The sequence below is a fragment of the Vibrio sp. SCSIO 43135 genome, from assembly GCF_023716665.1.
GTDB classification, from domain to species: Bacteria; Pseudomonadota; Gammaproteobacteria; order Enterobacterales; family Vibrionaceae; genus Vibrio; species Vibrio paucivorans.
In genome coordinates this window covers 1,751,120-1,777,092 of sequence record NZ_CP071859.1, presented here as the reverse complement: position 1 = coordinate 1,777,092, position 25,973 = coordinate 1,751,120, and the positions used below count along the sequence as shown (strand labels likewise).

21 protein-coding genes are annotated in these 25,973 nt (G+C 45.0%); 16 read left to right on the top strand and 5 right to left on the bottom strand.

From position 1 onward, the window contains the following. The first annotated feature begins 9 nt into the window (after positions 1 to 9). The 8 genes from J4N42_RS07985 (at position 10) to J4N42_RS07950 (ending at position 9,194) form a co-directional block, all read left to right on the top strand. Entirely contained in the window at positions 10 to 1,293 is a 1,284-nt protein-coding gene (locus tag J4N42_RS07985; RefSeq protein WP_252027324.1) for a TRAP transporter large permease, read from the top strand. A 98-nt stretch (positions 1,294 to 1,391) separates the two neighbouring features. Continuing rightward, on the top strand, positions 1,392 to 2,750 hold the full coding sequence (locus J4N42_RS07980; protein WP_252027323.1) for a cache domain-containing protein: 1,359 nt from the start codon (positions 1,392 to 1,394) through the stop codon (positions 2,748 to 2,750). Further along, positions 2,743 to 3,381 (top strand): response regulator, encoded by a 639-nt coding sequence (locus J4N42_RS07975; protein ID WP_252027322.1) that lies wholly within the window; start codon positions 2,743 to 2,745, stop codon positions 3,379 to 3,381. The genes J4N42_RS07980 and J4N42_RS07975 overlap by 8 nt, the downstream gene beginning before the upstream one ends. 76 nt (positions 3,382 to 3,457) lie before the next feature. Next, positions 3,458 to 4,702 (top strand): cyclic di-GMP phosphodiesterase, encoded by a 1,245-nt coding sequence (locus J4N42_RS07970; protein WP_252027321.1) that lies wholly within the window; start codon positions 3,458 to 3,460, stop codon positions 4,700 to 4,702. A gap of 209 nt (positions 4,703 to 4,911) precedes the next feature. After that, positions 4,912 to 5,673, top strand: a complete 762-nt coding sequence (locus tag J4N42_RS07965) for a TerC family protein (protein WP_252027319.1) — start codon at positions 4,912 to 4,914, stop codon at positions 5,671 to 5,673. A gap of 309 nt (positions 5,674 to 5,982) precedes the next feature. Next, positions 5,983 to 6,969: an ABC transporter substrate-binding protein gene (locus tag J4N42_RS07960; RefSeq protein ID WP_252027318.1), complete on the top strand. Its 987-nt coding sequence runs from the start codon at positions 5,983 to 5,985 to the stop codon at positions 6,967 to 6,969. A 121-nt stretch (positions 6,970 to 7,090) separates the two neighbouring features. Next, positions 7,091 to 7,990: an ABC transporter permease gene (locus J4N42_RS07955; protein ID WP_252027317.1), complete on the top strand. Its 900-nt coding sequence runs from the start codon at positions 7,091 to 7,093 to the stop codon at positions 7,988 to 7,990. Beyond that, positions 7,983 to 9,194: a quaternary amine ABC transporter ATP-binding protein gene (locus J4N42_RS07950; RefSeq protein ID WP_252027316.1), complete on the top strand. Its 1,212-nt coding sequence runs from the start codon at positions 7,983 to 7,985 to the stop codon at positions 9,192 to 9,194. The genes J4N42_RS07955 and J4N42_RS07950 overlap by 8 nt, the downstream gene beginning before the upstream one ends. Positions 9,195 to 9,275: 81 nt before the next feature. On the opposite strand, the gene J4N42_RS07945 is transcribed toward J4N42_RS07950, so the two are convergent. The 3 genes from J4N42_RS07945 to J4N42_RS07935 all read right to left on the bottom strand — a co-directional run bounded on the left by J4N42_RS07945 (position 9,276) and on the right by J4N42_RS07935 (position 14,215). Then, the gene (locus J4N42_RS07945) at positions 9,276 to 9,977 is read right to left on the bottom strand and encodes a transporter substrate-binding domain-containing protein (RefSeq protein ID WP_252027315.1); all 702 of its coding nucleotides are present in this window, start codon (positions 9,975 to 9,977) and stop codon (positions 9,276 to 9,278) included. After that, on the bottom strand, positions 9,956 to 11,725 hold the full coding sequence (locus J4N42_RS07940; protein WP_252027313.1) for an ABC transporter substrate-binding protein: 1,770 nt from the start codon (positions 11,723 to 11,725) through the stop codon (positions 9,956 to 9,958). Before J4N42_RS07940 ends, J4N42_RS07945 begins: the two co-directional genes overlap by 22 nt. Before the next feature lie 105 nt (positions 11,726 to 11,830). Beyond that, positions 11,831 to 14,215: a beta-mannosidase gene (locus tag J4N42_RS07935; RefSeq protein ID WP_252027311.1), complete on the bottom strand. Its 2,385-nt coding sequence runs from the start codon at positions 14,213 to 14,215 to the stop codon at positions 11,831 to 11,833. A gap of 273 nt (positions 14,216 to 14,488) precedes the next feature. Between J4N42_RS07935 and J4N42_RS07930 the strand changes: the two genes are divergently transcribed. The 5 genes from J4N42_RS07930 (at position 14,489) to J4N42_RS07910 (ending at position 20,780) form a co-directional block, all read left to right on the top strand. After that, entirely contained in the window at positions 14,489 to 14,713 is a 225-nt protein-coding gene (locus J4N42_RS07930; RefSeq protein ID WP_252027310.1) for a hypothetical protein, read from the top strand. Between the two features lie 124 nt (positions 14,714 to 14,837). Continuing rightward, complete coding sequence (locus J4N42_RS07925; protein WP_252027309.1) at positions 14,838 to 16,526, top strand: methyl-accepting chemotaxis protein; 1,689 nt, start codon at positions 14,838 to 14,840, stop codon at positions 16,524 to 16,526. A gap of 160 nt (positions 16,527 to 16,686) precedes the next feature. Further along, on the top strand, positions 16,687 to 17,286 hold the full coding sequence (gene trmY / locus J4N42_RS07920; protein WP_252027308.1) for a tRNA (pseudouridine(54)-N(1))-methyltransferase TrmY: 600 nt from the start codon (positions 16,687 to 16,689) through the stop codon (positions 17,284 to 17,286). Positions 17,287 to 17,478: 192 nt separating this feature from the next. After that, complete coding sequence (locus J4N42_RS07915) at positions 17,479 to 18,885, top strand: basic amino acid/polyamine antiporter (RefSeq protein ID WP_252027307.1); 1,407 nt, start codon at positions 17,479 to 17,481, stop codon at positions 18,883 to 18,885. A gap of 299 nt (positions 18,886 to 19,184) precedes the next feature. Then, a complete protein-coding gene (locus tag J4N42_RS07910) occupies positions 19,185 to 20,780 on the top strand; it encodes a S1 family peptidase (RefSeq protein WP_252027305.1) in 1,596 nt (531 codons plus the stop codon). A gap of 48 nt (positions 20,781 to 20,828) precedes the next feature. Here J4N42_RS07910 and J4N42_RS07905 read toward each other — a convergent pair whose 3' ends face one another. After that, positions 20,829 to 22,211 (bottom strand): aminotransferase-like domain-containing protein, encoded by a 1,383-nt coding sequence (locus J4N42_RS07905; protein ID WP_252027304.1) that lies wholly within the window; start codon positions 22,209 to 22,211, stop codon positions 20,829 to 20,831. Between the two features lie 102 nt (positions 22,212 to 22,313). Here J4N42_RS07905 and J4N42_RS07900 point away from each other — a divergent pair, with 102 nt between their 5' ends. Next, entirely contained in the window at positions 22,314 to 23,207 is an 894-nt protein-coding gene (locus J4N42_RS07900; RefSeq protein ID WP_252027303.1) for an EamA family transporter, read from the top strand. 225 nt (positions 23,208 to 23,432) lie between these two features. Beyond that, positions 23,433 to 24,449 (top strand): adenosine deaminase, encoded by a 1,017-nt coding sequence (locus J4N42_RS07895; RefSeq protein ID WP_252027302.1) that lies wholly within the window; start codon positions 23,433 to 23,435, stop codon positions 24,447 to 24,449. A gap of 30 nt (positions 24,450 to 24,479) precedes the next feature. On the opposite strand, the gene J4N42_RS07890 is transcribed toward J4N42_RS07895, so the two are convergent. Further along, a complete protein-coding gene (locus tag J4N42_RS07890; protein WP_252027301.1) occupies positions 24,480 to 24,920 on the bottom strand; it encodes an arsenate reductase/protein-tyrosine-phosphatase family protein in 441 nt (146 codons plus the stop codon). Positions 24,921 to 25,037: 117 nt separating this feature from the next. On the opposite strand from J4N42_RS07890, the gene J4N42_RS07885 reads away from it, so the two are divergent. Next, on the top strand, positions 25,038 to 25,901 hold the full coding sequence (locus J4N42_RS07885; RefSeq protein WP_252027300.1) for an AraC family transcriptional regulator: 864 nt from the start codon (positions 25,038 to 25,040) through the stop codon (positions 25,899 to 25,901). Positions 25,902 to 25,973 lie beyond the last annotated feature (72 nt).

The following is a 25,973-nucleotide window of genomic DNA, read 5'->3' as shown; positions in this document are numbered from 1 at the left end:
AATTCCAAGATGATCGGTATTGTAATGTTTTTTGTAGCCTTGTTTGCGCTACTTCTTGGTTTTCCAGTCGCCTTTACCTTTGGTGGTATCGCACTGATATTTGGTGTGTGGGCAGAAGGCATTGAAATGTTTGCCTTTATGCCATATCGAATTCAGTCAATCATGGAAAACACTGTATTGATGGCTGTACCGCTATTTGTCTTCATGGGCTTAGTACTGCAGAAAACGCGCTTGGCGGAGCAACTTTTAGAGTCGATGGGTAGGCTGTTTGGCGGTGTGCGTGGTGGTATCGCAATTTCTACCGTACTTGTTGGCGCACTTCTCGCAGCCTCTACGGGGGTGGTAGGCGCATCCGTTGTTGCGATGGGACTCATTTCGTTGCCAGTGATGCTAAAGTACAACTACGACAAGGGCCTTGCTTGCGGCACTATCTGTGCGTCTGGCACTTTAGGACAAATTATCCCACCTTCTATCGTTCTCATTTTACTGGGTGATGTACTTGGTGTGCCGGTCGGTGATCTGTTCGCTGCAGCCGTATGGCCTGGACTGATGCTGGTGGGCGCCTATGTCGTATACATTTTGATTTACGCTAAGCTAAACCCGCAGGCAGCACAACCGATCGAACGCGATGAATCAATCAGCCGTAAAGAAGAGGTCATCACTGCTCTTAAAGCTGTTATTCCACCTCTTGCGCTAATTGTTGTGGTATTGGGTTCCATCTTTGCTGGTGTCGCTACGCCAACGGAATCTGCTGCGCTAGGTGGTGCTGGTGCAATCGTATTGTCATTGATGTACCGCCAGTTTAGCTGGTCGATGATCTACGCGGCTTCGAAAGAAACTGTAAAAGTAACGGCTATGGTGTTCGCGATTTTACTTGGTGCGACGGCATTCTCGATGGCATTTACTTACACTGGCGGTGATTACTTAGTCGAAGAGTGGATGCTACAACTCCCGGGCGAAAAGTGGGGTTTTTTGATCATTACGATGTTGGTGATACTCATTCTTGGGTTCTTCATCGATTTCGTAGAGATTTGTTTCATTATCGTTCCGATTATTGCGCCAGTCGCTGAGTTGATGGGTATCAATATGACGTGGTTTGCTATTCTCATAGCGATGAACCTTCAAACGTCTTTCTTGACCCCACCTTTTGGCTTTAGCCTGTTTTACTTAAAAGGTGTTGCACCAAAAGGGGTGACCACCCAAGATATTTATCGCGGAGTCATGCCATTCATTGCGATCCAAATCTTCGTCCTGATTTCGATTCTCGTCTTCCCTGAGTTCTACGGAATGTAATTATTGTGATCTTCTGGATTCATTGAAGCGCAATGAGTTGATACAGTGAAACAGCTTACTTGATGTTGAGTAAGCTGTTTTTGTATTGAGGAAACGGAATGCCTCTAAAAGCCAAACTGATACTGCTGACCCTGCTGCCACTACTGATTGTGACAATCAGCATCAGTTGGATCTCCATTTATCAAGCGAAAACGCTAGGCCAAAAAGAAGTCGAGATTTTTCGGGATAACCTCATTAAATCTCGAGAGTCGGCACTTAAAGACAGCGTTGATCTAGCGTTTGATGCGATTTCTTATGTCTACAATGATCCCGATGCGCTAGAAGCAGAAGCTAAGGCGGAAGTTAAAGCTATTTTGACTCGACTGCGTTATGGCTCTGATGGTTACTTTTTTGCTTACGATGAAACTGGGACAAATTTGGTTCATCCAATCTTGCCTGAACTTGTTGGGCAGAACCTGCTGCACATTCAAGATGAAGAAGGAGACTTTTTGATCGAGCAGTTATTACATCAGGCGAAAACGGGAGGTGGGTTTCATCAATATTTGTGGCAAAAACCCTCAACTGGCGAGACTGTACCCAAACTCAGCTACGCGGCTTGGTTGGAAAAATGGGACTGGATGATTGGAACTGGCCTATATATTGAAGATGTTAGCTTAGAAGTCGCCAATATGCAGGCGGCGATAAACAACAACATAGAGACAACATTCTTTTCGATTGTGGTGATTTTAGTGGTGACTGTTGCGGTCATCATCGTACTGACATTAGCAATTAATCTGCATGAACACAGAGTCGCGGACAAAAACCTCAAAGAGCTGGCGCATAAAACAGTGATGTTTCAAGAAGACGAAAAGAAACATTTAGCGCGTGAGTTGCACGACGGAATTAATCAGTTACTCGTGTCGAGCAAGTGTCATCTAGAGCTGCTTGGGCATAAACTAGAAGATGATGCCCTTAAAGTTCACTTAGATAAATCGCAGCACTCGTTAATGACGGCTATTAATGAAGTTCGCCACATTTCTCATCAACTAAGGCCAAGTGCGTTAGATGATATTGGTCTAGAAGCTGCACTCACGACATTGCTACAGGATTTTCGTTCGCACTCAGGGATAGAAATCGAAACCTTGTTTGATACGCAAAAAGGGAAGCTAAAATCAGAAGCGGCCACTACGCTTTATCGAGTAGCTCAAGAATCATTGAACAACATCGAAAAGCACGCGCATGCGAATAAAGTCACGATCATCTTACAGCAGATGGGTAACATGCTGCAGTTGATGATTCGAGATGATGGAGTAGGGTTTAAGGCTAGAGGCTCACAAGGTGGTAGACAAGGTATTGGGCTACGTAACATGCGTGAGCGCGTAGAGTTTATCGGTGGAGATTTTGAACTCATGAGTGAGCCTGGATTTGGCACAGAGATAATCGTATTACTTAATTTAGATGGACTCGTTTATGGATAAACCAATTAGTGTGGTAATTGTCGATGACCACCAAGTTGTATTGGATGGATTTATCGCTCGTCTGGAGCTTGAGCCAGAAATAGAGGTTGTCGGAACAGCCAGTAATGGCATGGAAGCGATCGATGTGGTTAACGAGTTAACACCAGATGTGATTTTAATGGATGTCAGTATGCCACTGATGAATGGCATAGACGCGACCCGACTAATCAGAGAAGAGCACCCTGAAGCTAAAGTATTGATGCTGACCATGCACGATAATCGTGAATACATTATGAAAGTCATGCAGGCTGGTGCAGTGGGCTACATGCTAAAAGAGATATGTTCACGCAGAATGGTTCAAGCAATAAAAACAGTGAATCAAGGCTCGACTTATTTTTGTGAATCCGTCACGCAAACGCTGTTTAACCAAGAAGTGGTGCCGGCTGCACAGAAACCTAACCCATTAAGTCGCAGAGAAGAAGCGGTACTTAAGCTGGTAGCGGAGGGGAACAGCAGCAAGAAAATCGCGACTTTACTCAACATTAGCTACCGAACTGTTGAAACTCATAGGCAGAACATTAAACACAAGCTGGATCTACACTCGACGGCGGAGCTGGCCAAGTTTGCTTTAGATAAAGGGCTAATCAATTAAAATATTTGAGGTGCACTCAGGATTTCATTCAGTATAATGATAATTGTATTAACAAATAATGTAGTTTTTATTAACCATGCAGTTCAATGTTGAAGACTCCATCAAGTTATCTATTCACAACCTAGAAATAGGGATGTTTGTTACTGGTATTGAGGATAACAAGCGAGTCAACCTAGCCAACGCTGGGCGAGTATCAAATCAGAAAGCAGTGAATCAGCTAATTGATAATGGCGTTAAATTCGCATGGGTTGACGTCAGCCTCTCTGCGGCAGGTTGTAAATTCGTGCCTGTAGCGGAGGGAGAGTCTGAACAAAGTGAACAAGAACATGCCATAACTGCGGGTTCAAGCAGTGTTCCTAGTTCTACTGACGTCGTTAAAAAGCCTAAAAGCTACAACCGCGATAATCACCAAAAGAAAGCCAAAAAGTTAATCACTGAAGCGCGAAGCCTCGCTCAAAAGCTGATGAATATGACTTTCAGTGGCAAAGTCATTGAAGTGGATATTATTGAAGATTGGGCGGACGACATGATTGAGTCCGTGCTGATTGATCCTGATGCTCTGCAGTGTGTTTCAGCACTACGTAAAAAAGATGCCTATTTACTGGAACACTCAGTGAACGTTGCCTGTTTGTTGGTGACGTTTGGTCGTTTTCTCGGTATGGAAAAAGAAACGCTGAAGCAGATGGCGATTGGCGGCATTATTCATGATGTTGGTAAAATTAAAGTCGATGACAAGGTACTGCATAAGCCAGGTAAGCTGACCCCAGAAGAGTTTGAGCATATGAAGCTTCACCAGGTGTACGCAGAAGCCATCATCGAAAATGTAAATGGTTTAAGCCAGGTCAGTCGAGATGTTTGTCTGATGCACCATGAGAAACTGGATGGCAACGGTTACCCTCTGGGCCTTACTGCTGAGCAAATGCCGGTCCATGGGCGGATGAGTGGTATTGTCGATATATACGACGCTTTAACGGCCGACCGTTGTTATAAAAAAGGCATGAATTCCGCAGAGGCATTCAAGATCATTCTGAGCCTTACGCCTTTCCATCTAGATAAAGACTTGGTGTATAAATTTATCAATTGCATTGGTGTGTACCCTGTAGGCTCTCTAGTTGAGTTAAATGACGGGCGAGTAGGGATAGTTTGGAGTTCTAACGAGAAAGAATCGCTCAAGCCGGAAGTGAAATGCTTTTACTCAAACAAGTTTAAACGCTTTACTGATGTGGCTTTTGTCAATTTGAAAAGTGGCGGTGCTAAGATCGCTAAAGCGATCTCACCCAATTCATTGAGCTTCGATCCTGCTCCATTCTACGAAGTTTAACGCTAATCTTTGGCTGTTCATCTACCGGCATGCAGGTCATGAAAACTTGTGAATGGTGCTTACATTTAGATACAAATAGCGCTATTGCTGACTCTGAAAATTAGTGGTCTACTGTAAATCCCTAAGTAACAGAGGTATACACATTAAATGGACGACCCCTTTAGTCGACTGAACACTTCCTTTGGTTCCCATTCTCAGGAGCCGTCATCATGATAGAACTATTCTTACAGCCTGAAACCTGGGCTATATTCGCCACACTCTTTGCGTTAGAAGTGGTACTCGGTGTAGACAACGTCGTGTTTATTTCCGTGTTGTGCGAACGCTTGCCAAAACATCAGAGAAAGCTTGCCCGTAACCTTGGTATTGGTTTGGCCGTTGCCGCACGTATTGGCTTAGTCTTTTCGATCGCCTGGGTAATGTCGCTAACTGCGCCTGTTGTTTCGTTTAGTGCTTTCGAGTTTACTGGCCGCGATGTGATTATGATCGCTGGTGGTGCATTCTTGCTACTCAAAAGCTTGAAAGAGTTGTGGGGGTGGTTGAATCACACTGAAATTAGTCACTCAGCAAAAGTGACGTCTGGCATGGCAATTGTACTATTGCAGATTGTCGCTGTGGATGCGGTTTTTTCCATGGACTCAGTCATAACCGCTGTGGGTTTAACGAGTGAAGTTCCAATCATGGTTGCCGCGATTCTGTCTTCTGCTGTAGTCATGGTCTTAACAGCAGAGAAGATCAATAATTTGGTGACTGACTACCCTGGATTCAAAACCTTAGCGCTATTGTTTCTAGTGCTACTCGGTGGATTGCTAATGGCAGAAGGTTTTGCTCTGCATATTAACAAGGGCTACGTCTATTTCGCGATGGCATTTGGATTGGTTCTAGAGCTATGCCACATTCAATTAAGGAAAAAGCAGCAGCTTCAGAGCAAATCGACTCGTACATTTGATTCAGATGCAATAACAGTATCCTAACGATAGAACGTTACAAAAGAAAAGGAGAGCTTAGGCTCTCCTTTTTCGTTTTCCCTGCTCTTAAATCCTTACTAACACTAATGGTTAGAGTTCTAACTATAAAATCCGTGATATGGTGTGCAATACTCTAAATTTGTTAACATAAATAGGCGAACAATCAGCCTGTTATCTACAAATTAAGATAATTTCGTCTATTCTGATTAAATAATGTGATAAGTTACGCACTGGTGCAGTAATTTGCTTGGTTTGAGTTCTAAATTATTGTGCTCGCATGATGCATAAAATAGTTAAAAGAGAGAAGGAAACTCTATGAAGATCAAAATGGCCGCTTTAGCTTTGATGGCTGCGTCTACAACGGTACAAGCCGATGAGTGTGGTACGGTAACCATCGCAGACATGAACTGGAGTTCAGCAAGTCTGATTGCCAATATTGACCGTTTTATCCTTGAACACGGGTATGACTGCGACGCGGAGCTAGTTCCAGGCGACACTATGCCAACAGGCACTTCAATGATCGAAAAAGGCCAACCAGATATCGCCCCTGAACTTTGGAGTAACGCGCTAAAAGATGCGCTTGATAAAGGTGTTGCGGAGAAGCGACTTCGCTATGCAGGTAAGTCACTTGTTAATGGTGGCGAAGAGGGATTTTGGGTTCCTAAGTATCTTGTTGAGCAGTATCCAGAAATGGCGAAGATCGATGGTGTCATTAAACATGCGGAACTCTTCGAACACCCAGAGAGCAAAGATTCATCAGCGTTTTACAGCTGTCCGGCTGGTTGGAACTGCCAAATCAGTGCCGGAAATCTATTTAGAGCATTGGATTTAGAAAGTGCCGGTTTCGAAATTGTTGACCCTGGTTCAAGTGCTGGCTTGTCAGGTTCGATCGCAAAAGCGTACGAGCGCAAAGAAGCTTGGTTTGGTTATTACTGGGCACCAACAGCCGTGCTTGGTAAGTACGATATGGTGAAGGTAGATTTCGGCAGCGGTGTGAACCTTGAAGAGTTTGTAGGCTGTACCACTCAAGAAGATTGTGCTGATCCTAAAGCAACGATGTACCCACCATCACCAGTTCACACAGTGACAACGGAAGCATTTGCTTCTCGCTCTCCTCAAGCGTACGACTACCTAACGACACGTGGTTTCACTAATGATGAGATGAACCAACTACTTGCTTGGATGGAAGATAACCAAGCAGACGGTGAAGAAGGTATGTACCACTTCCTGAGCGAGTTCCCAGCGGTATGGCAAGGTTGGGTATCGGAAGATGTGGCTAAGAAAGTGCAAAGTGCACTATAAATAGAGGCCACTCTAAAACTGCGGTATAGCAGAACTCAGTTGTAACGGTGTTGGAACACCGTATTAAGTTGTAAACCAAGGCAAGGCGTTAGTCTTGCCTTGGGCTAAAAAGGAATTCCCCATGGCTGACAGTAATTGGTTGACCAGCTTCCCCGAAATGGATCGTTCTGATCTAAGAAGTATCCGTAAAACACTCGATGGCGCATACCGAGACTTTTCTCGAGAGTATGGTGATCTGATCGAGTCATTCTTTGACCCACTACTTTCATTTTTGGTGTGGTTTGAAAAACTCTTAATCTCTACTCCATGGTGGCTGGTTCTGGCTATCTGTACCGGTTTGGTTTATGTCGCGAGCCGTTCTTGGAAGTTGGCGGTAGGGTGCTTAGTATCTCTGTTGCTGATTGGCTATTTTGGCATGTGGGAAGACACCATGAGAACGCTCAGTATCATCACTGTGTGTACCATGTTGTCGATATGTTTGGGTATTCCGATCGGTATAGCGATGGCAAGGTCAAACCGCGTTCAATCTGTGGTGACCCCTTTGCTTGATGTCATGCAGACCATGCCTGCTTTTGTTTACTTGATACCAGTGGTGATGCTGCTAGGTATTGGTAAGATCCCTGGATTAATTGCGGTGGTTATTTATGCCATCCCACCAGTGATTCGATTAACCAACTTGGGTATTCGACTAGTGGACAAAGAGGTGCTTGAAGCAGCGACGGCATTTGGTGCAAGTACGCGCCAGCGATTGCTCGGCGTGCAACTGCCACTTGCGATGCCAACGATCATGGCGGGTATCAACCAAACCATCATGATGGCGCTGTCCATGGTCGTGATTGCGTCTATGATCGGGGTAAAAGGCCTTGGTCAACCGGTGCTCAAATCTATTACCAATCAATATTTTACCTTGGGACTACTGAATGGCTTCGCCATCGTAGCGCTTGCGATTTTGTTCGACCGAGCTTCTCAAGCTTATGCAAAGCGTACTCAGGCACACCTAGGAGATATCAAGCATGACTAAACCACTTATTGAAATCCGTGGCTTATACAAAGTGTTTGGTGACAAACCTAAGTCGGTGATTGATCGTGTCCAAGCTGGCGACAGCAAAGATCAAATCCTTGCTGAAACTGGACATACTGTTGGCCTCAAGGATATCAATCTAAGCATCAATAAGGGCGAAATCTTTGTTGTTATGGGGCTCTCTGGTTCTGGTAAATCGACCTTGATTCGTCACTTTAACCGTTTGATAGACCCAACTCAGGGGCAGATCTTGGTCGAAGGTACCGATGTGATGAAGTTTGGTGTCAAAGAGCTGGAAGAGTTCAGGCGCCACAAAATGTCGATGGTGTTCCAGCGCTTCGGTTTGATGCCGCATCGTAATGTTATCGACAATGTGGCTTATGGATTAGAAGTTCAAGGGCTATCGAAGCAAGACCGTTTAAGTAAGGCAAACCAGTGGCTAGAGACAGTAGGGCTCAATGGCTACGGTGAGCAGTATCCATCCCAGCTTTCAGGTGGTCAGCAGCAACGTGTTGGTTTAGCGCGTGCACTTTGTACTGATGCTGAGATCTTGCTGATGGATGAAGCCTTCTCGGCGTTAGACCCATTGATTCGAAGCGAAATGCAAGATCAGTTGATTGAGTTGCAGCAGAAGCTTCACAAGACAATCATCTTTATTACCCATGACTTAGATGAAGCGCTGAGACTGGGCGATCGCATCGCGATATTAAAAGACGGTGAGCTTGTACAACAAGGTACTCCAGATGAAATCTTGCTTCACCCAGCTGATGAATACGTCGAGGCGTTTGTTAAAGATGTGAATCGAGCTCGCGCGTTGACGGTCGAAACCGTTATGCAGCCACCAGCTTATCGAATCACAGCGGAAACGATAGACGAAGCGCTCGTTCAAATGAAGAAGCTTAAAGGTGATTATGCTTACCACGTAACTGAAGACGGTTATCAGGGTATTGTTACGCAGGAGAGCCTGCAAGATGCGTCACTGGATAAGTCGGTGGATGGCTTTAGCGATGATATTTACGAAACCGTTCCTGAGATATCGCCTGATGCTGCCATCGAAACGGTACTCCCAGAAACGATGGCGTGTGACTATTCTCTGCCAGTCGTTGATGAAGAGGGTAATCTGAAAGGTGAGCTGGAACGAAGTGCCGTTGCGGAAATCTTCGTTGATCATGCCGCGGACCCTGAAATAAAAAAGGCCGGGTAGAGCTAGGCTAGGGCTCTTAAACACACTCACGAATACGTATAAATGAAAGGCCACGACTCGCTCGTGGCCTTTTTTATGATGTCAGCGTAAAGAGATATTGATTTCGCCAGCCTTAATCATGTTGTTCACGATTTGTTGAAGCTTGGTGACTTGGGCTGCGGGGACGGACTTGTTACATGCCAAGTATTTTATGTCTGTAAGAAAAATAAATGGCTGATTAGCGAGCTCGATGCCTAACTCATCTGAGAGTGCGATGGCTGAACGAGTATCCGACAGCCATAAGTCAACGCCATCTCGTCGGAGCATCTTAAGTCCATCAGCGATTTCCTTCGTCATCATTATGTTGAAGCCTTGTTCTTTAAGTTGTTGAGAGATCGCGTAGCCTTCGTAAGCCACAATTTTGTACGGAGCTGCATCTTGCAGAGAAAATAGTTGCGGGGCGTTGTTTCGCTTTTGATAGAGGGCATATTGGCTAATTGCGATGGGGCCAACCCAGTTGAAATCGGCTTCAACCAATTGAGAGCGTGCAACTGGAAAGGAGCACACATTGCTGAGCAGGCGAGCTGATTTCATGGCTCGTGGTTCAGGAGAGTGGCCAATAACAAAGTTCACGCTAGCACGTTGAAACATCAAAGTGACAGTGTCATAGGTATCGCCGACATTTGGGTTGGTTTCTTCATTAACCAATGGCGGAGAATAAAACGTAATCAGCCGAATGTTTTCGGCGTAGGCAAAAGAGTGGAATAGAACGAAAACCCCGATCAGTTTTCTGATGTATTCCATACTGCATAAACCTCGGAAAGTGGGAGAGTTGCCCCTTGGGCTTTATCGGTTAATTCAGCCCAAGGAGATCCCGGCTGGGCTAACCAATAATCTTCAGGCTTTTCTTTATTGAGTTGAGGCCGACAACGCAGTGAGTTATCGGTTGAAAGGGCAGCTAAGTGTTGATCGAATTTCCCTGACAGTTGGTCGAGGGTCTGGCGAGCGCTGATATCTGTGTAGAGGTAGTCTCCGATGTGTTGCCACCACATTGCTGCCATCACCGAATAGTCAGGGATGTTGACCCCCGATGGCGTCCAGACGTGTTTGGCGTGACTTTGGTAGAACTCGACTAAACCACCTAGCTGGGGTTTAAGCTGGCTAAAGGCTTCTGACTGGATATCGGAATGGCGAATGGGCGTGAAGCCATTTAACAACTTGTCGAAGCTCACCGTCTTCGAAACGGTAAACTGAGCATAAAGCCACGCGGCTTCACGTTGCTTTTCTGGCGTAGAGTGGAGGAAGGTCCATGAGCCGGCGTCTTGATAACCTGATTTCATTCCTGGTTGCCAGTATTTTCCACGTGGCGATGGGGCAAGTCGCCATACCGGCTCTCCGTTTTCATCCACCACTTTAGAATTCTCGCCAAGTAATGTAGGTATAAATGCGCTGTACCAGAAAATTTGCTGTGCGACTTGCCCTTGGGCAAGAAAATCAGCAGTAGTTCTGAAAGTCAGCGTTTTGGATTCAGGTGGCGCGTATTCATTTAGCCAAAACTTATACTTCTCGAGAGCATATACAGCAGCAGGGCTATTAAGGGCTCCACCTCTAGCAACGCTAGAACCTACTGGTATGCAATCTTCCGCCCTTATACCCCAGTCTCCAACGGGGAGGCCACTGGGTAAGCCGACATCATTGACTCCAGCTAAGCTGAGCCAAGAATCTGAAATCCGCCAACCCAAAGAAGGTTCGTACTTGCCGTAATCGAAATGACCCCAAATCCTCTTTCCATCGATGGTTTTGACGTCATGTGTAAAGAAATGCGCGATATCTTCGTAGGCTTTCCAGTTTTGAGGTACTGCTAGTGGGTAACCATATTTTTCTTTGAACTGAGCTTGGAGATCCGGACGGTTGAACCAATCGTGGCGATACCAATACAGGTTGGCGAACTGTTGGTCAGGCAATTGATATACGGTGCCTTGTGCATCTTTAGCGAATTCAATGCCAATAAAATCGTCGATATCTAATGTCGGAAGGGTGACATGCTTCCACTGTTTATCTACAAACTGAGAGATGGGAATGACTTTTTGGCTGCGAATGTGTGTACCAATAAAGTCGGTATCATTGATATAGCCATCATAGATACTGATGCCTGTTTGCATGTGAAGCTGTAGTCGTTTGACTAAGTCATCTTCACCGACAACTTCGTGGACGACTTGGATTCCCGTTAACTGAGTGAACATACGAGCTAGTTCGGAAGATTCGTATCTGTGGGTTGGAATATCTTCTGATACGACAGTGATCTTAATTCCTTGATAGGGTTGTGCAGCGTTTTGAAACCACTTAAGTTCGCGCTCACGTTCCGCGAGTGGCAAGGTTGATGAAGAAAAATGTTCCGCAAACTGATTAACCAGCGCATCGGCTTCAGGAGTGGCCTCATTTGAGAATACTTGAGGAGAAAAACATAGTAGCGGTAGGCTGAGCAGGAAAGAGGTCACAAAAAGGCGATGGTCTGTTTGGAAGTGTCTGAATTCCTTTGGCTCGTCTGACATCGCACACCTACTCACGTTCGTTTGGGATAGCTAACGTTGAGTTTAGTACAGATCTCACACACCGGAGTGAATCCGGTGTGCGTAGATTGGGTTTATTTTAGGGCTTTACCTTTCTGCGAGCTGGTAGACTTTTAAGCCCTCGGCATCGATTGACTCTCCTTGATAAGTGACCCTTCGCTCGATGCCAGGTAGCAAGAAGAAGCTGGAATCAGAAAACCTCAGTATGGCAGGGTGCTCTAAATGGACGAACAGAGCAGGTTTGTCGCTAGTAAGGTAGACTTCATTGCCCTCGACTCTAACATCTATATTCGCTTTTTTGATAGGTAATTTCTTTGGAATATCGGGTAGCCAGAAGTTGTGTTGAGAATCTGTACTATCGACATAGTAAAATGCACCTTGTTGGCTTGCTGGTGAGTCGAAAGGAATCTGCCAAACGGATTGGTTGCTTTCGGGTTCGGCCGTACAGTCTATATTCCATTGATTCAACTCTTTGCCATCCCAATCTAATTGGAGGACCTTACCTGATAATTTTTGAACGTCTGGTGAGTCGTTGATAATACGTAAAATAAGGGCAATATCGCTGCGCTCAAAACACGCCAGAGTTGGCTCGAAAAAGCGTTTCACATGATAGTGGAGTTGCTTCCAGCGGCCAGAGTATTCGATACTCGACCATGAACTGACTGGCCAGTTATCGTTAAGCTGCCAGTACAAGATCCCTTGGCAAGTGGGAGAAGTTGAGCGCCAAGATTCCACGGCGGTTTTTATCGCTAATGCTTGCTGAACTTGACTTAAATACAACATTTGTTCGAAGTCGCTTGGGAATCGAAAATAGCGGGTGAACATTTCGGTGATGATGCTATTACCACGTGCATTCTTCTGGTGGTTTTCAAAATGAGGCGCACCAATATTCCAGTCTTCCTCTGGGACGAATTTAGTCAGTTCGCTAAACGACGGCCATGATTGATAGCCGAATTCGGAGCAAAAGCGCGGCGTTACTTCAGTATATGCGTCGAATGACTTGCCTGAATGCCATACATCCCAAAAGTGCATGTCTCCTTTTTTATCGTCATGCCATGCATCACCGAAATCGAGCTCGCCGTTGCAAGGCGAACTGGCCCAAAATCGGCGGCTTGGATCCAGTTCATGTAACCACTGCTCTAAAGAGCGGTTGAGCCTATCGTAGTTGACTAGGTATTTTTCTCGATTCTGGCGAGACTCTGGATACCAGTTTAGTGATCCAATGACTTCGTTATCCCCGCACCATAGCGCGATACAAGCGTGATGTTTAAGGCGCTGGACTTGTTGAGTGACTTCTTGCTTAACGTCGTCCAAAAACTCTGTTGTCGACGGGTATTGCGCACAGGCAAACATCAGATCTTGCCAGACAAGCAGGCCTAGCTTGTCGCAGGTTTGGTAGAACTTATCGTGCTCATAATCTCCGCCGCCCCAAACTCGAATCATGTTCATGTTGGCATCTTTCGCGGCACCTAACAGCTGTTCATAACGATGAGGATGAGTGCGCTGCGGTAGGGCATCCATTGGGATCCAATTTGCACCTTTGCACGAGATGGTTTTGCCATTAACGACGAACACCATTTCACTGCCAACAGCATCGGCATTCGTTCTCAGGCTCAATCGGCGAAGCCCAAGCGCTTTTGTGATGATCTGTTGTTCAACACGTACCGACAGCTCATACAAGTGTGGTTCGCCATAGCCATTTGGCCACCATAATTTAGGGTTATTGAGCACGCATTCAAACTCGGTCTTATTACAGCCTGCAAGCGTTGAACCCTCGTAGTGCTTGCCATCAACCTCGATATGAAAAGGCAGGCTTACACCGTTGGAGTGATGTAAACGCAGCTTGAGAGTGACACTTGTGTCCGAGGTCCAATGCTGGTCAACGTCTACTCGTTCGAAATACACACTCTTGATAGGAGTCAGGCTAGCTGAGGAAAATATCCCACATACTGGCAGACAGACTCCCCAATCCCATCCGGTATGGCACTGTGGTTTCCTGACTGTATTCATGAATGGAATTTGATTATTTCCCTCTGCCCAAGGAATAGGGAATGGCAACTTATTAGCACGATCTTTCGCTACTTGTGCTGTAGGCTGAAATACCCACTCGAGTTGATTACTGCCAAGTTTTAACAATGGTTGAATATCAGTTTGATAGATTTGGAAAGCGTTTGAGCAAGTTAAAGCGATATCGCCATTGATGTATAACGTAGCAAATGTATCGACTTTGCTTACTGTGAGTATAAGTTTGTCAGCGGCCAAATCATTTTCAGTGACGGTTAGGCTTTTTGAAGCTCGCCATTCGCACAACCCTACCCATTGAACCTGTTGCTCGTTTGAAGCGTAATACGGATCAGGGATAATATCCGCCGTAATTAGGGCAGAGTATTGATCGCCTGGAAACGTCATGGGCACTGATATCTCAGGGTGTTGAGGGGAAGATAGGGTCCAAATACCATTGAAATCTAGCATGTCGGTGAGCTCCGGCAGGTCACAAGAGAAAACGCGATTTCACCATAACTTGCTATTCAATAATGTGCTGATTCGCAATAGTTTCAGGCTAGCCATCAGCTAGTGGCAAAGAGTTGCGAGTGAGTCGGAAACTTTACAAGGTTTGACTCTATTCTGACTTGACCTTTCAGAAACGGCATTAACTTAATGCTGTATAAAAACACAGTAAAAATTTGATCTCTTGGTTAGAATGTTTATACTGGATGTATAAACAGTAATGACTGGAGGTGAAGTATGTTTTGGGAAACATTAGAACGCGTTAACCGCTTACGCCAAGAGGCTTTAGCCAATCCAGAGTTTGTTGATTCGGCTAAAGAACATGAAAGTGCGCTGAAATCAGAGGTAGAAAGCACTCATATAGCCCTTAAAAAACCAATCAAGAGTAAAAAAGTGAAGACACTTGCAGAAGTCTACGAACAGTCGCAGTTTGGAACCAATCCTACGGGCGTTCAACACTAACCACCCTAGAGCCGCATTCAGCGGCTCTTTTAGTTTCTATTTATCTTTAATATTTTCTTAATTTAGTAACTCCGTGAATATCACCTATGATTAATGCAATCATATGCTTATGGGTGAATAACAAATGGATTGGTTCAAACACTTAGCTATCAAGTTCAAAATCTTAGGCGTGGTTTTCTTTCTTATCTTCTTACTGACGATTATGGCTGGGTTTAGTATTTACAAAATGAACGTAATTGGTGAGGAGCTTTCCGGAATAGCCGACGAAAATATTCCACTCGTTCAATTGACCAGTGATGTCACTATCAAGCAGCTAGAAGGAGCAATCCTAATTGAAAAAGCATTGCGACTCGGCAGTTCAAGTGATGCCAATGATCGCTTGGATCTAAGCAAAATTGATGAGCAATTTCACCAACTCAGTAAACACGTTGATGAAGAGTTTATTGAAGCTCGTAAATTACTCGAGCTCGCGCTAGAGCATGCTCTAACAGAGGAAATTCGCCAGAATGAGTTAATTCTGTTGACCAAACTGGATGAGATAATCAAAGAGCACAAAGACTACGAAGTACATGGATTTGAAGTTCTAAGTGCATTAATGCGTGGTGAGAACAATGAAGCTGACTTTAAAGCGTTAGAAAGTGAGCAAGACCAACTTAATCACCACTTAGAATCGTTTCTCATGGAGCTTGAGAATGTTACTCAACAAAGCATCCTATTTACAGAATCAGAAGAGAAAGCGGCATTAAGAATGATGATCATCATTGCAGTCATCTCTGTGGTTGCTGGGCTGGTGATGGGGCTTGGTGTTAGTCGCTATATCACGACACGTTTGAACCTAGCCAAATCCGCGGCTAACCATATGGCAAATGGCGATTTCAGCCACAGTTTTAAGAGCCGTAGCCGAGATGAAATTGGCGATCTTATTAATGCCATGAGCAGTATGTCGGACAAACTCAATCACTCTATTGGCGTGGTGTTGGCGAACACTGCCCATCTCGAAAGTGCTATGGCCCAAGTTGCAGACAAATCTGAAAACAACACTGTGCTTATAGACCAACAGTTTCAAAGAACAGAACTGGTCGCGGCTGCTATGAATCAAATGGCGTCGGCGATTACAGAAGTAGCGAGCAGTGCTGCGAGCGCGAGTGAATTAACTGATCAAGCTGATGCTCAGGTTGCGTCCGGCAGCGATGTTGTAAGCAGTAATGTGTCGGCCTCAGAGAGCTTGCTTCATCAAATGGAGTCTTCTAAAGGAAGCATCAGCTCCGTAAGTGAAAGTACCGAGGCGATATCGGGTTTCGTACACACTATTAGCGAAATTTCAGCCCAAACAAATTTATTAGCACTGAACGCATCGATAGAAGCTGCCAGAGCGGGAGAACAAGGGCGCGGGTTTGCGGTGGTTGCAGATGAAGTTAGAGAGTTAGCGAATCGAAGTCAGCAGGCCACTCAGCAAATAGAAGCTTTAATTGAACAGCTCAAAGAGAACGCGTCTTCGTCAGTCTCTGAGATTGAATCCAGTTTCACCAGCTCTAGTGAAGGTCTAAGGCTAGCTGAAAATACCGGTACATCATTTCAGTCACTATCTCAGATGCTGATCAGTATTAGTGAAATGAGTGCCCAGATAGCAACGGCCAGCGAAGAGCAGTCGGTAGCCGCCGAAGAGGTAAACCAAAACCTTAGCTCGATACGAGATACCGGAGAGGAAGTCCAAACTAGCTCTCATCAATCTAAATCGTTAGTGGATGATATGGGGTCGTTGGTCGACGATTTAAAACTGAGTATGCAGCAGTTTAAGTTACGTACAGAGTGAGCCAATAGCCTAGCCCAATTTACTGATAAAGGATTAAGAGCCACCTGAGGATAGAATAGCTGCAATTGTTAATGATGAAACTTCAATTTCCGTGTATGGTGTAGCCCCTGTTTAGGGTGTTGGCGAACCCCCGTTTCTAATTGAATTTCTAAGAGTTAATATGAGAGCTTTTGTTGTCAGAGCGCGTGCTGCTTCTACCGATAAAGATATGTTTTTGGCGTCTGTTGGGCAGGAGGCACACACAGAAATCCTTGCTCATGTGTTGATGAACGCTATCTTCACTGCCCAATCGCATCGCGATGATGTAGTGGTGTACTTAGTTCTAGAAAGTACGAAAGACTTCTCTCGTACCATTTGTTTTGAGTCGAATGAACTACGTAATATAGGTGGCTTCCATGAAGCGGCTCTCATCAGCAAGATTGCGACGGCGCTAGAGAAATCGGTAGGGATGGGCAAAGAAGAAAGTAAACAAGTCGAATCTGGTGTAACGGTTGAAACGACTAGCTTTGAAAAACTGGTTAAACGACTTTCTGAAACGTATCAACTGTATTTGCTTGATAAGAAAGGTGAGTCAGTGCGCGATATAGAAATGCCAAATGACGTGTGTTTCCTATTGACTGACCATATTCCGATGCCAAAGAAAACCATTAATAGCCTTAAACGCCTAAACACTGAAAAAATCAGCCTAGGACCAAAAATGTTGTTTGCTTCTCAGTGTATTGTTCTGATTCAAAATGAGTTGGATATTAGAGACATTTAACATCATGAAAAAATCGCCTGTTTTAGGCGATTTTTTTGAATAAAAACTCCATTTCTATTTGATCTTCAACAATGAACTGTCCAACAGTGGCAGCTGTGCTTCAATCTTGTCTATTTTCCAGCAGCACCTTTCTCTAATTCCATTTAAAATGCCGCCTTTGCTGCCTTCAGGCTGATTGACTTCGGAACTCTCATGAATAATAAACTCGGGCTTGGCTCGTTGACGGCGTTGGTTATCGGTTCGATGATCGGCGCGGGTGTATTTAGTTTACCTCAAAATATGGCGGCAGTTGCCAGCCCTGCAGCAGTGATGATTGGTTGGCTAATCACCGGCATCGGTATGATTTTTCTTGCGCTTTCGTTTCAGTATCTCGCGACCAATAAACCAGAAATAGACAGTGGTGTATTTGGTTACGCTAAGCATGGGTTTGGCGATCTGGCGGGTTTCTGCTCTGCATGGGGTTACTGGTTTAGCGCCATGGTTGCCAATGTTTCGTACTTGGTGATCGTGTTCAGTACATTGGGAATGTTGTTTGATTCCCCCGATGCGCCACTGTTTGGGGCAGGGAATACTTGGGTATCTATGCTAGGTGCGTCAGCGCTACTTTGGATGGTGCATGCCTTGGTACTTCGAGGGGTTCAAACCGCAGCGTTCATTAACCTAATTGCTACCTTTGCCAAGATGGTTCCCCTCATCTTGTTCATTATCTTCGCGCTGTTTGCGTTTCAGTGGGACACCTTTACCGTTGATTTCTCTGGCGTGCATTTTGGCTCTGAACATGGGCTGTGGGATCAAGTAAAGTCGACCATGCTGATTACGGTGTGGGTGTTTATTGGTATCGAAGGTGCAGTCGTTGTTTCTAGCCGAGCGAGATACCGAAAAGATATTGGGCGCGCGACAATACTTGGCTTATTGACCGCTATCTCCATTTATGTGTTGGTGACGTTACTTTCAATGGGCGTTATTAAGCCCACAGAGTTAGCTGAACTTCAAAATCCTTCTATGGCCAAAGTGCTGACTTCGATTGTTGGTCCATGGGGCAAGTACGTGATTGGCTTCGGGTTGATTATCTCCGTATGTGGTGCATTTCTCAGTTGGACGGTGTTGGCATCTGAGGTGCCTTATTTGGGCTCAAAAGATAAAGTATTCCCAGAAAGCTATGGCAAATTGAATCAAGCGGGCAGTCCTGTTAAAGCGCTCACGTTAACCAATGTTTGTATTCAGGTCTCACTGGTATTGGTGATGTATGCGGGCAGCACTTACGATACATTGCTGGTAATCGCCTCTGAAATGATTCTGGTGCCATATTTGTTGGTTGGGGCCTACACACTGAAACTGGCACTCCAGCAAAAAAATCGTGGTGGATTGTTGTTGGTTGGGTTGTGTGCAAGCTTGTATGGAGTATGGCTGCTGTATGCATCGGGTCTAAGCTACTTGTTGATGTCGGTACTACTGTATTTTCCAGGCTTGTATTTTTACATCAAAGCCAAGCGAGAAAGAGGGCTAGTGATCTTTTCTGTAAAAGAAAAAGTAGGCGTTTTCGTACTGACTTTACTGGCAATTTGGGCGTTAGGCTTGATGGTATCGGGTAGCTTCTAAGGCTGACAAAACTCGCAATAAACCTATCTGAAATATAAAAAAGCTTCAGCCTGAAAAGGCTGAAGCTTTTTTATTGTGTCTGACTAAATAAAGTGTGAATTAGAGGTGACTCATTTAGCTACTTCTACATCAGAAATCTCTAAGGTATTGAAATTAAGAGGAATATATCGAACCGCAAGTGGTAAAGACGAGATCTATACGAAATATTTTAAAAATGAATGCCATTCTGTCTTACATAGTTTTTTGTGATGTGTATGGTTTCTGTTGCTTATAAAGACATAATTACAAAGGTATTAAGCATGAAGAAATCTATAACAGCGCTATTGGTTAGCATGGCTCTCCCAACATCGGTATTTGCATCAGATGTTGATTCTCCATCCACACGCATTATTAACGGTGCGGAGGCCGGAAAAAACGACTGGCCATTCATGGTCGCTCTGATCAAAAAAGGACAAGATGCATTTAATGGCCAGATATGTGGTGGAAGCTTCATAGGCGATCGATATATATTAACTGCAGCACACTGTATCGATGGAAAAAACGCTGCCGAGTTCGATGTGTCCATTGGGATTCATGATTTGACTAATGAAGCATCTGAAGGTCAACGTGTTGCTCTGCAAACTATCTATGCACACGAGCAGTATGATGCGTCTACAACCGTTAACGATATTGCCATCTTGGAACTGGCTGATGCTGTGAATGCCACTTCAGTCACTTTGGCGACGCAAGCTGAGCTGAACGCTATTAATGCTGGCGACTTAGTCACGGTAATGGGGTGGGGTAATCAAGAAGATGACTCTTATAGTCAGCCTATTTATCCTGAAACGCTATATGAAGTCGATTTAGAGTACGTAGACCGTGGCGTTTGTCAGGCTCTAGGTGGTAACTACAGTAACGTGTCCGATGATGCGATTTGTGCGGGCTTCTCCTATGGCGGTAAGGACTCCTGTCAAGGTGACAGCGGTGGACCGCTGGTGTATGACGACAACGGCATAACGAAACAAATTGGGGTAGTCAGTTGGGGAGACGGTTGTGCGCAAGCCGACGCGTACGGTGTGTATGCAAACGTTGGTTACTTCAGCAACAATGGCTGGATCGCTGATAAAACATCAGGTGTGAGTTACACTCAAAACGACTACTTAGGTTACGTTTCGACCGGTACCCATACGGTTACATTACCGATTCGTAACTACAGCTCTGAAACGTTTAATGTGTTAAATGTAACGGCCTCCAATGGCTCGTCGATTACGGACAACACCTGTACTTCATCCCTCGCGCAGAATGAGTCATGTGAAATTACCGTGCAGTACACAGCAAGCTTAGCGTATGAGTCGACGGAAGTGAGTTACACAACGGATCATTCTTCAGTGTCATCTTTCTCAACCACCTTGTATTACCAAGGATTGAATGCAGCTAGTAGCGATCTCGCCTCGCTGGTGGGTGTTGGGCAAGAAGTGCTGGTCAGCGAAAACCCATGGGTTGTGAATGGTAGCTCAGTTCAAGCGGGCAGTATCTCTCACAGTGAGTCCTCTGTTTTACATATCGCGGGCTTAGGAGAAGGGAGCTTAAGCTTTGATATGCAAGTGTCTAGCGAGCAAAACTTCGATATCGCGTATGTATATGTGAATGGTGTTGCTACCGAGCAGGTGTCTGGTCAGGATAATGACTATGTGAGCTATACCGTGGATTTAGGTTTGGAGACCAATACCGTCACTTTCGTATACCAAAAAGACTCGAGTGATAGCGCTAATGACGATACGGTTTATGTTAAGAACTTCAAAACGTCAAGTGAACGCAGCACCGGCTCTTCTTCTGGCTCCGGTGGTTCAGTCTCACTCTTTATGTTGGGCTTGGTCGGGTTATTCGGTACCTGCCGCAGAAAACGTCTGAGCTAATCGATATCAACGCGCTGACTTAAAGTCAGCGCGTTTTAGTTTGTTACGCTAAGAATGCTGATGGATTAATTGGGTTAAGGTTCGTAACTCGGATTTGATTTCGTCTGTGAGGTCGTGGCCGGTGTTGATTCTCAAGCAGTCTCGGTATAGAGGTAAAGAGGTAAAAAGTTGACCCAATCGAATATCAATTTGTTTTTGCTCGATGTCATGGGCGAACGCGTCGGTTTTTAATCCTGGAATTTGAATCCAGAGTACCAGCCCACCTTGTGGACTACTGATACGAGCTTTAGCGGGCAGATGCTGTTGCAAAAAATCCATATAGCTTCGGCGAAAGTTGAGTAAATCGAAGCGCTTACGGCGAAGATACTTAGCGTACTGACCTGTCGCAATGAAGTCGGCCACAATTAATTGAATGGGTGTAGACACCCCAAAGCAGCCTGATGCGAACTTATCACGATAAGCCTGCATATACCTTCCCGGTAAACACCAACCTAACCGATACCCGGCTGATAACGTCTTTGAGACGGAACCACACCAGATAATGTAACCTCCCTTATCGTAATACTTCGCGGGGAGAGGGAAATGGTTGCTGTGTGAGAGTTCGATATACACGTCATCTTCAATGATTGGGGTTTGGTATTGGTTGGCTAAAGAAGCAAGCTTGGTCTTTTGTTCAACCGTCATACTTATCCCTTGCGGGTTCATATGAGAAGTACAAAACAAACCTGCTTGAATGGTGCCATGCTCTAGGTGCATTTCCAGTTGTTGTAAGTCGATCCCATCTTTAGCGGAAGGAATTTCGACAATCTTGCGCCCCATTTGAGCCAGTAACTCTATCAACCCGTTAAAACATGGAGAGCTAATCGCGACTGCATCTCCGGGTTGAGTGCATGCTTCTAATGCCGCTTTAACCGCTGAGATACAGCCGTGCGTTACTACAAGAGCGTCGGATTGAAATCCAAAGCCTAACTGAGTGAAGTGTTCTGAAAGCGCTTGTCTTAATGTTGGCTCTCCTTGGTGGCTAGGGTAGTGGCTGAGTCTAGCACCCATCCGTTTAACCACCCGACGGGTACTTTTCTCAAGCTCAGTTAAAGCGAGGCTGTCGATGGTGGAATTCGAGACACCAAGCGGGCCAGTGTAGCTTGTTCCTGTGTATACCGTGTTTGCGGGATTAGAGACTTTACTTTCGAACTGGCTCCACTGCGGTGAAGCGAGCTGAGTTCTTGAAGAAGCGACATAAAACCCAGCTTGAGGACGTGATGCTATCCAGCCTTGTGATTCAAGCTCTTGATAGCAGCTAACGGCGGTAGATACGCTGACGGAGTGTTGTTGAGCGAGCTTGCGTAAAGAGGGCATTTGACTGCCTTCCGCCAATACACCTTGTTGAATGTCTTCGACGAACTTATCGGCAAGTTGTTTGTATCTGGCCATGATTAAATTAACTGTACTGTTTTTTATTTCAAAAATTGTATCTGTATTGATTTGCCTGAACAAGTCACACTCTAGTCAGAATTTGAGAAATGGGAGAGAAATATGACTCAGAAGGATTTCTTACTGTCCGCATTGGTGATGCTGATTTGGGGGTTCAACTTTACAATGATCAAACTGGGTGTAACCGAGGTAAACCCTTTGATTATGACTGCTGCACGCTTTTCGCTCGCGGTGATACCTCTGGTCTTTTTCGTACGCAAACCCGATGTGGCTTGGCGTTACATCATTAGCTACGGAGTGGTGTTCGGTGTTGGAGTTTGGGGCATGGCTTCATGGTCAATCACGGCAGGCGTATCTTCTGGGATGTCGTCGGTGTTACTGCAAACTAATGTGCTATTTAGCATCGTGGTTGGTATCGTTGTTTACAAAGATGTCCTTTCAAAACGCAAGAAGGTCGGTGTCTCGTTGGCTCTAATTGGGCTTCTGATTTCGATATTGAGCACTAATGGTAATGTGACCTCATTTGGCTTAATGCTGATTTTGATTAGCGCCATGTCGTGGACGTTGATTGGTGTGATTGTTAAAGCATCCAAAGTAAAACAAGCATTTGCATTTAACATCTGGGGAATGTTGTTCGCACCTGTGCCACTCGTGATGTTAGCGATGCTACTCCACGGCAGCGAGGTCGTAACTCAGGCTTATTCTGCATGGGATTGGAACACCACTTACGCCGTAATGTTCCAAGCGTACCCCACCACACTGTTTGGCTACTGGGTGTGGAATAAAATGTTGATTAAGTATCCACTCAGCACAGCGGCTCCGTTAACCTTACTCGTGCCAGTATTTGGTTTACTGAGTGGTTATGTGTTTTATAACGAACTGCTATCGACCGCTCAAATGGCAGCGTGTGGGATGTTCTTAATAGGAATACTGCTGATTGTATGGGCCCCGAAAGTTGCGTCTAAACCTGTTCAAGGGTTTGCTAGCCAGAAGTAATCCTGAAGTCTCGATGATTGAGTAAGATCATCGAGGCTTTATTGCCGCTGTGTGTCGCCAAGAGCAGTTTAGCTGCAAAGCATCTCGCGATGAAATATGGAACTTGAGGTTATTTGGGGCTCAGGTATCGCCAATTTTACAGCCGTATACTATCTTCAATAAATAACAATAAATCATTGAAGTTATTTGCATTATGCAATGCTTGAATGGAGAGAGGAGAAGTACATGGAACAGTTAAACTTCATTCGTCAGTTACCAAAAGTTGAGCTTCATTTACACATAGAAGGTTCGTTAGAACCAGAGATGATGTTTGAACTGGCGAAACGCAATCAAATACCTTTGCCATTCCAATCCCCTGAAGAAGTGCGCGCGGCGTATCAATTTAGCAACCTACAATCATTTCTTGATATCTATTATCAAGGCGCTCAGGTTCTGATCCACGAACAAGATTTTTATGATCTGACATGGGCGTATTTATTGCGTTGTCAGCAAGATAATGTGATTCATACTGAAATATTTTTTGACCCTCAAACTCATACTGATAGAGGTATTGCGTTTTCAACCGTGGTCAATGGGATAACAAAGGCACTGAGTGATGCTGAATCTCAGCTCGGTATAACTAGTCAGCTCATTATGTGTTTCTTAAGGCACCTAGATGAACAGGCAGCATTCGAGACGCTAGAGCAAGCACTGCCGTACAAAGATAAGATCATCGCTGTTGGCTTAGATTCTTCGGAGCAAGGACACCCGCCAGAGAAGTTTCAGCGAGTGTTTGAAAAAGCACGTCAGGAAGGGTTTTTAACCGTGGCACATGCAGGGGAAGAAGGTTCGTCGGAAAACATACGCAACGCAATGTCGTTGCTACATGTTGCTCGAGTTGACCATGGTGTGCGCTGTGTTGATGATCCCTTGCTGGTGGAAAAGTTGGCGGAGTTGCAAATGCCGCTAACGGTTTGCCCACTTTCTAATCTCAAGTTGAAAGTGTTCGATACCATGGATCAACACAATGTATGCGAGTTACTCGAAAAGGGGTTATGCGTAACCATCAACTCTGATGATCCAGCCTATTTTGGTGGCTATATGAACGATAATTTTATCGCTGTAGCACAAAGCCATTCGCTAGGCTCAGCAAGTCTCGCTCAGTTTTCACTGAATGCCGTTGAGGCGAGTTTTGTTGATGAAGAGAGTAAAGCCAAAATGAGAAATCGAATACTGGCACACTTAGAACATTCACTAAGTTGAGAGCGTAACGCTCTCAACTCTAACCGTTCACTACACCGAACGAAGTGAATGAATTAACTGGTCGACTTCTGCAGTTAATAATGCAAATGCTTCGTTTGGTGTCATGATTGGTACATCCTCGACTTGGAAGAAGTGCACTTTGTTCACCATATGTGGAAAGTGTTGTGCCACCATGGGGCGATGTTCTGATTCACTTGCGGCATAAACTAAATCAGCGTTTATTAAATCTTCGTTATGGGCGATGCGCGGCATTCGATGGGCGTCTATTAACTGGGCGTTTAAGCTTTTCAATTTGTTGAGCACTTCTTTGGCTATGGCGCCTTCATTTCCTGTGTTGTCTAAATCCCTTAGCAGTGCTGCAGAGCTTGCTCTGTGTGGCAGTGCATGATGAGCGGCTAGGTGATTAAAGTACAGTTCGCAGAAACGACTACGGTAGTAATTTCCAGAACACAAAAAGAGAATTTTAGTCATGTTCGATCTCGTTTGTGGGTGACACATAGACAATAGCAACTCACCAGCGATGTAGTTTTCGCATTAGTGCGAATCTATGTATTATTAGCTCAATATCATATCTTTGGTGAGCTTAAATTGGCGCTACAAGAAATACAAACATATCCCTATGGGTTGAGTTTAACCGCGTATAAAAAGACGCGTACTTCTCTGACGTTTAACTGGCATTACCATCAAGACTGGGAGCTGACCCTGACTCTGAATGCGAGTGGGGAAAGGTACGTTGGCACGCAAATTCATCCAATATCAAGGGCCGATTTACTGCTCACTCGGCCTGGAACTTTACATACATGGAATGCAAAGGCATTGCCGAATACAGAGGTTTCTAGCTACATAATTATGGTGCCCAGTGACTGGTTTGATAGGCTAGGGCGCTCGCAACTGGGTGAGTTTGACTCACTTATCGACTACTTTAATCATTGTCAATCTGGCATGTCATACAGTTTAGGGTGTATTGAGCGAGCTAAGCCTATTATTGAAGCTCTGTGTGAAGAAAAAGAACCTTTGCTGCGTTTTGCCTTATTTGTTCAGCTTCTACATTACCTAACGCAGGATACCCATGCGGAGTCGATAGGTAACGTCGCCGAGATTGGGGCAACGGTAAATGATTCGAGGTTAGTTCGTGCGATCGAATATATTAGCCGACACTACCAGCAGCCAGTGTCATTAGAGCAAGTCGCCATCGCTGCGGGGTTTAGTTGCGCCAGTTTGAAGCGCCATTTTCAGAAAGCGATGCAGATGAGTTTTTCGCAGTTCATTCAACATTTACGGATAGGGTATGCATGCTACTTGCTGCAAAGTACCTCCAAACCCATTGATGTGATTGCCAATGAATCAGGCTACAACAACGTAAGTTTGTTTCACCGCCACTTTAAAGCGCATAAAAAGCTAACTCCGAGCCGTTATCGGCAACAGCTCCAGTGGCCAAAAAAACTAGGATAAAAAACAGCAGGCCAATTGGCCTGCTGTGTTATTTCAGATAACTGAACCTATCTATAGGTATAAGTAACTTTT

Bases quoted from the DNA above. Each gene is read 5' to 3' on its own strand.
- J4N42_RS07985 (WP_252027324.1), top strand. From the start codon at position 10: ATGATCGGTATTGTAATGTTTTTTGTAGCCTTGTTTGCGCTACTTCTT.
- J4N42_RS07980 (WP_252027323.1), top strand. From the start codon at position 1,392: ATGCCTCTAAAAGCCAAACTGATACTGCTGACCCTGCTGCCACTACTG.
- J4N42_RS07975 (WP_252027322.1), top strand. From the start codon at position 2,743: ATGGATAAACCAATTAGTGTGGTAATTGTCGATGACCACCAAGTTGTA.
- J4N42_RS07970 (WP_252027321.1), top strand. From the start codon at position 3,458: ATGCAGTTCAATGTTGAAGACTCCATCAAGTTATCTATTCACAACCTA.
- J4N42_RS07965 (WP_252027319.1), top strand. From the start codon at position 4,912: ATGATAGAACTATTCTTACAGCCTGAAACCTGGGCTATATTCGCCACA.
- J4N42_RS07960 (WP_252027318.1), top strand. From the start codon at position 5,983: ATGAAGATCAAAATGGCCGCTTTAGCTTTGATGGCTGCGTCTACAACG.
- J4N42_RS07955 (WP_252027317.1), top strand. From the start codon at position 7,091: ATGGCTGACAGTAATTGGTTGACCAGCTTCCCCGAAATGGATCGTTCT.
- J4N42_RS07950 (WP_252027316.1), top strand. From the start codon at position 7,983: ATGACTAAACCACTTATTGAAATCCGTGGCTTATACAAAGTGTTTGGT.
- J4N42_RS07945 (WP_252027315.1), bottom strand. From the start codon at position 9,977: ATGGAATACATCAGAAAACTGATCGGGGTTTTCGTTCTATTCCACTCT.
- J4N42_RS07940 (WP_252027313.1), bottom strand. From the start codon at position 11,725: ATGTCAGACGAGCCAAAGGAATTCAGACACTTCCAAACAGACCATCGC.
- J4N42_RS07935 (WP_252027311.1), bottom strand. From the start codon at position 14,215: ATGCTAGATTTCAATGGTATTTGGACCCTATCTTCCCCTCAACACCCT.
- J4N42_RS07930 (WP_252027310.1), top strand. From the start codon at position 14,489: ATGTTTTGGGAAACATTAGAACGCGTTAACCGCTTACGCCAAGAGGCT.
- J4N42_RS07925 (WP_252027309.1), top strand. From the start codon at position 14,838: ATGGATTGGTTCAAACACTTAGCTATCAAGTTCAAAATCTTAGGCGTG.
- trmY (WP_252027308.1), top strand. From the start codon at position 16,687: ATGAGAGCTTTTGTTGTCAGAGCGCGTGCTGCTTCTACCGATAAAGAT.
- J4N42_RS07915 (WP_252027307.1), top strand. From the start codon at position 17,479: ATGAATAATAAACTCGGGCTTGGCTCGTTGACGGCGTTGGTTATCGGT.
- J4N42_RS07910 (WP_252027305.1), top strand. From the start codon at position 19,185: ATGAAGAAATCTATAACAGCGCTATTGGTTAGCATGGCTCTCCCAACA.
- J4N42_RS07905 (WP_252027304.1), bottom strand. From the start codon at position 22,211: ATGGCCAGATACAAACAACTTGCCGATAAGTTCGTCGAAGACATTCAA.
- J4N42_RS07900 (WP_252027303.1), top strand. From the start codon at position 22,314: ATGACTCAGAAGGATTTCTTACTGTCCGCATTGGTGATGCTGATTTGG.
- J4N42_RS07895 (WP_252027302.1), top strand. From the start codon at position 23,433: ATGGAACAGTTAAACTTCATTCGTCAGTTACCAAAAGTTGAGCTTCAT.
- J4N42_RS07890 (WP_252027301.1), bottom strand. From the start codon at position 24,920: ATGACTAAAATTCTCTTTTTGTGTTCTGGAAATTACTACCGTAGTCGT.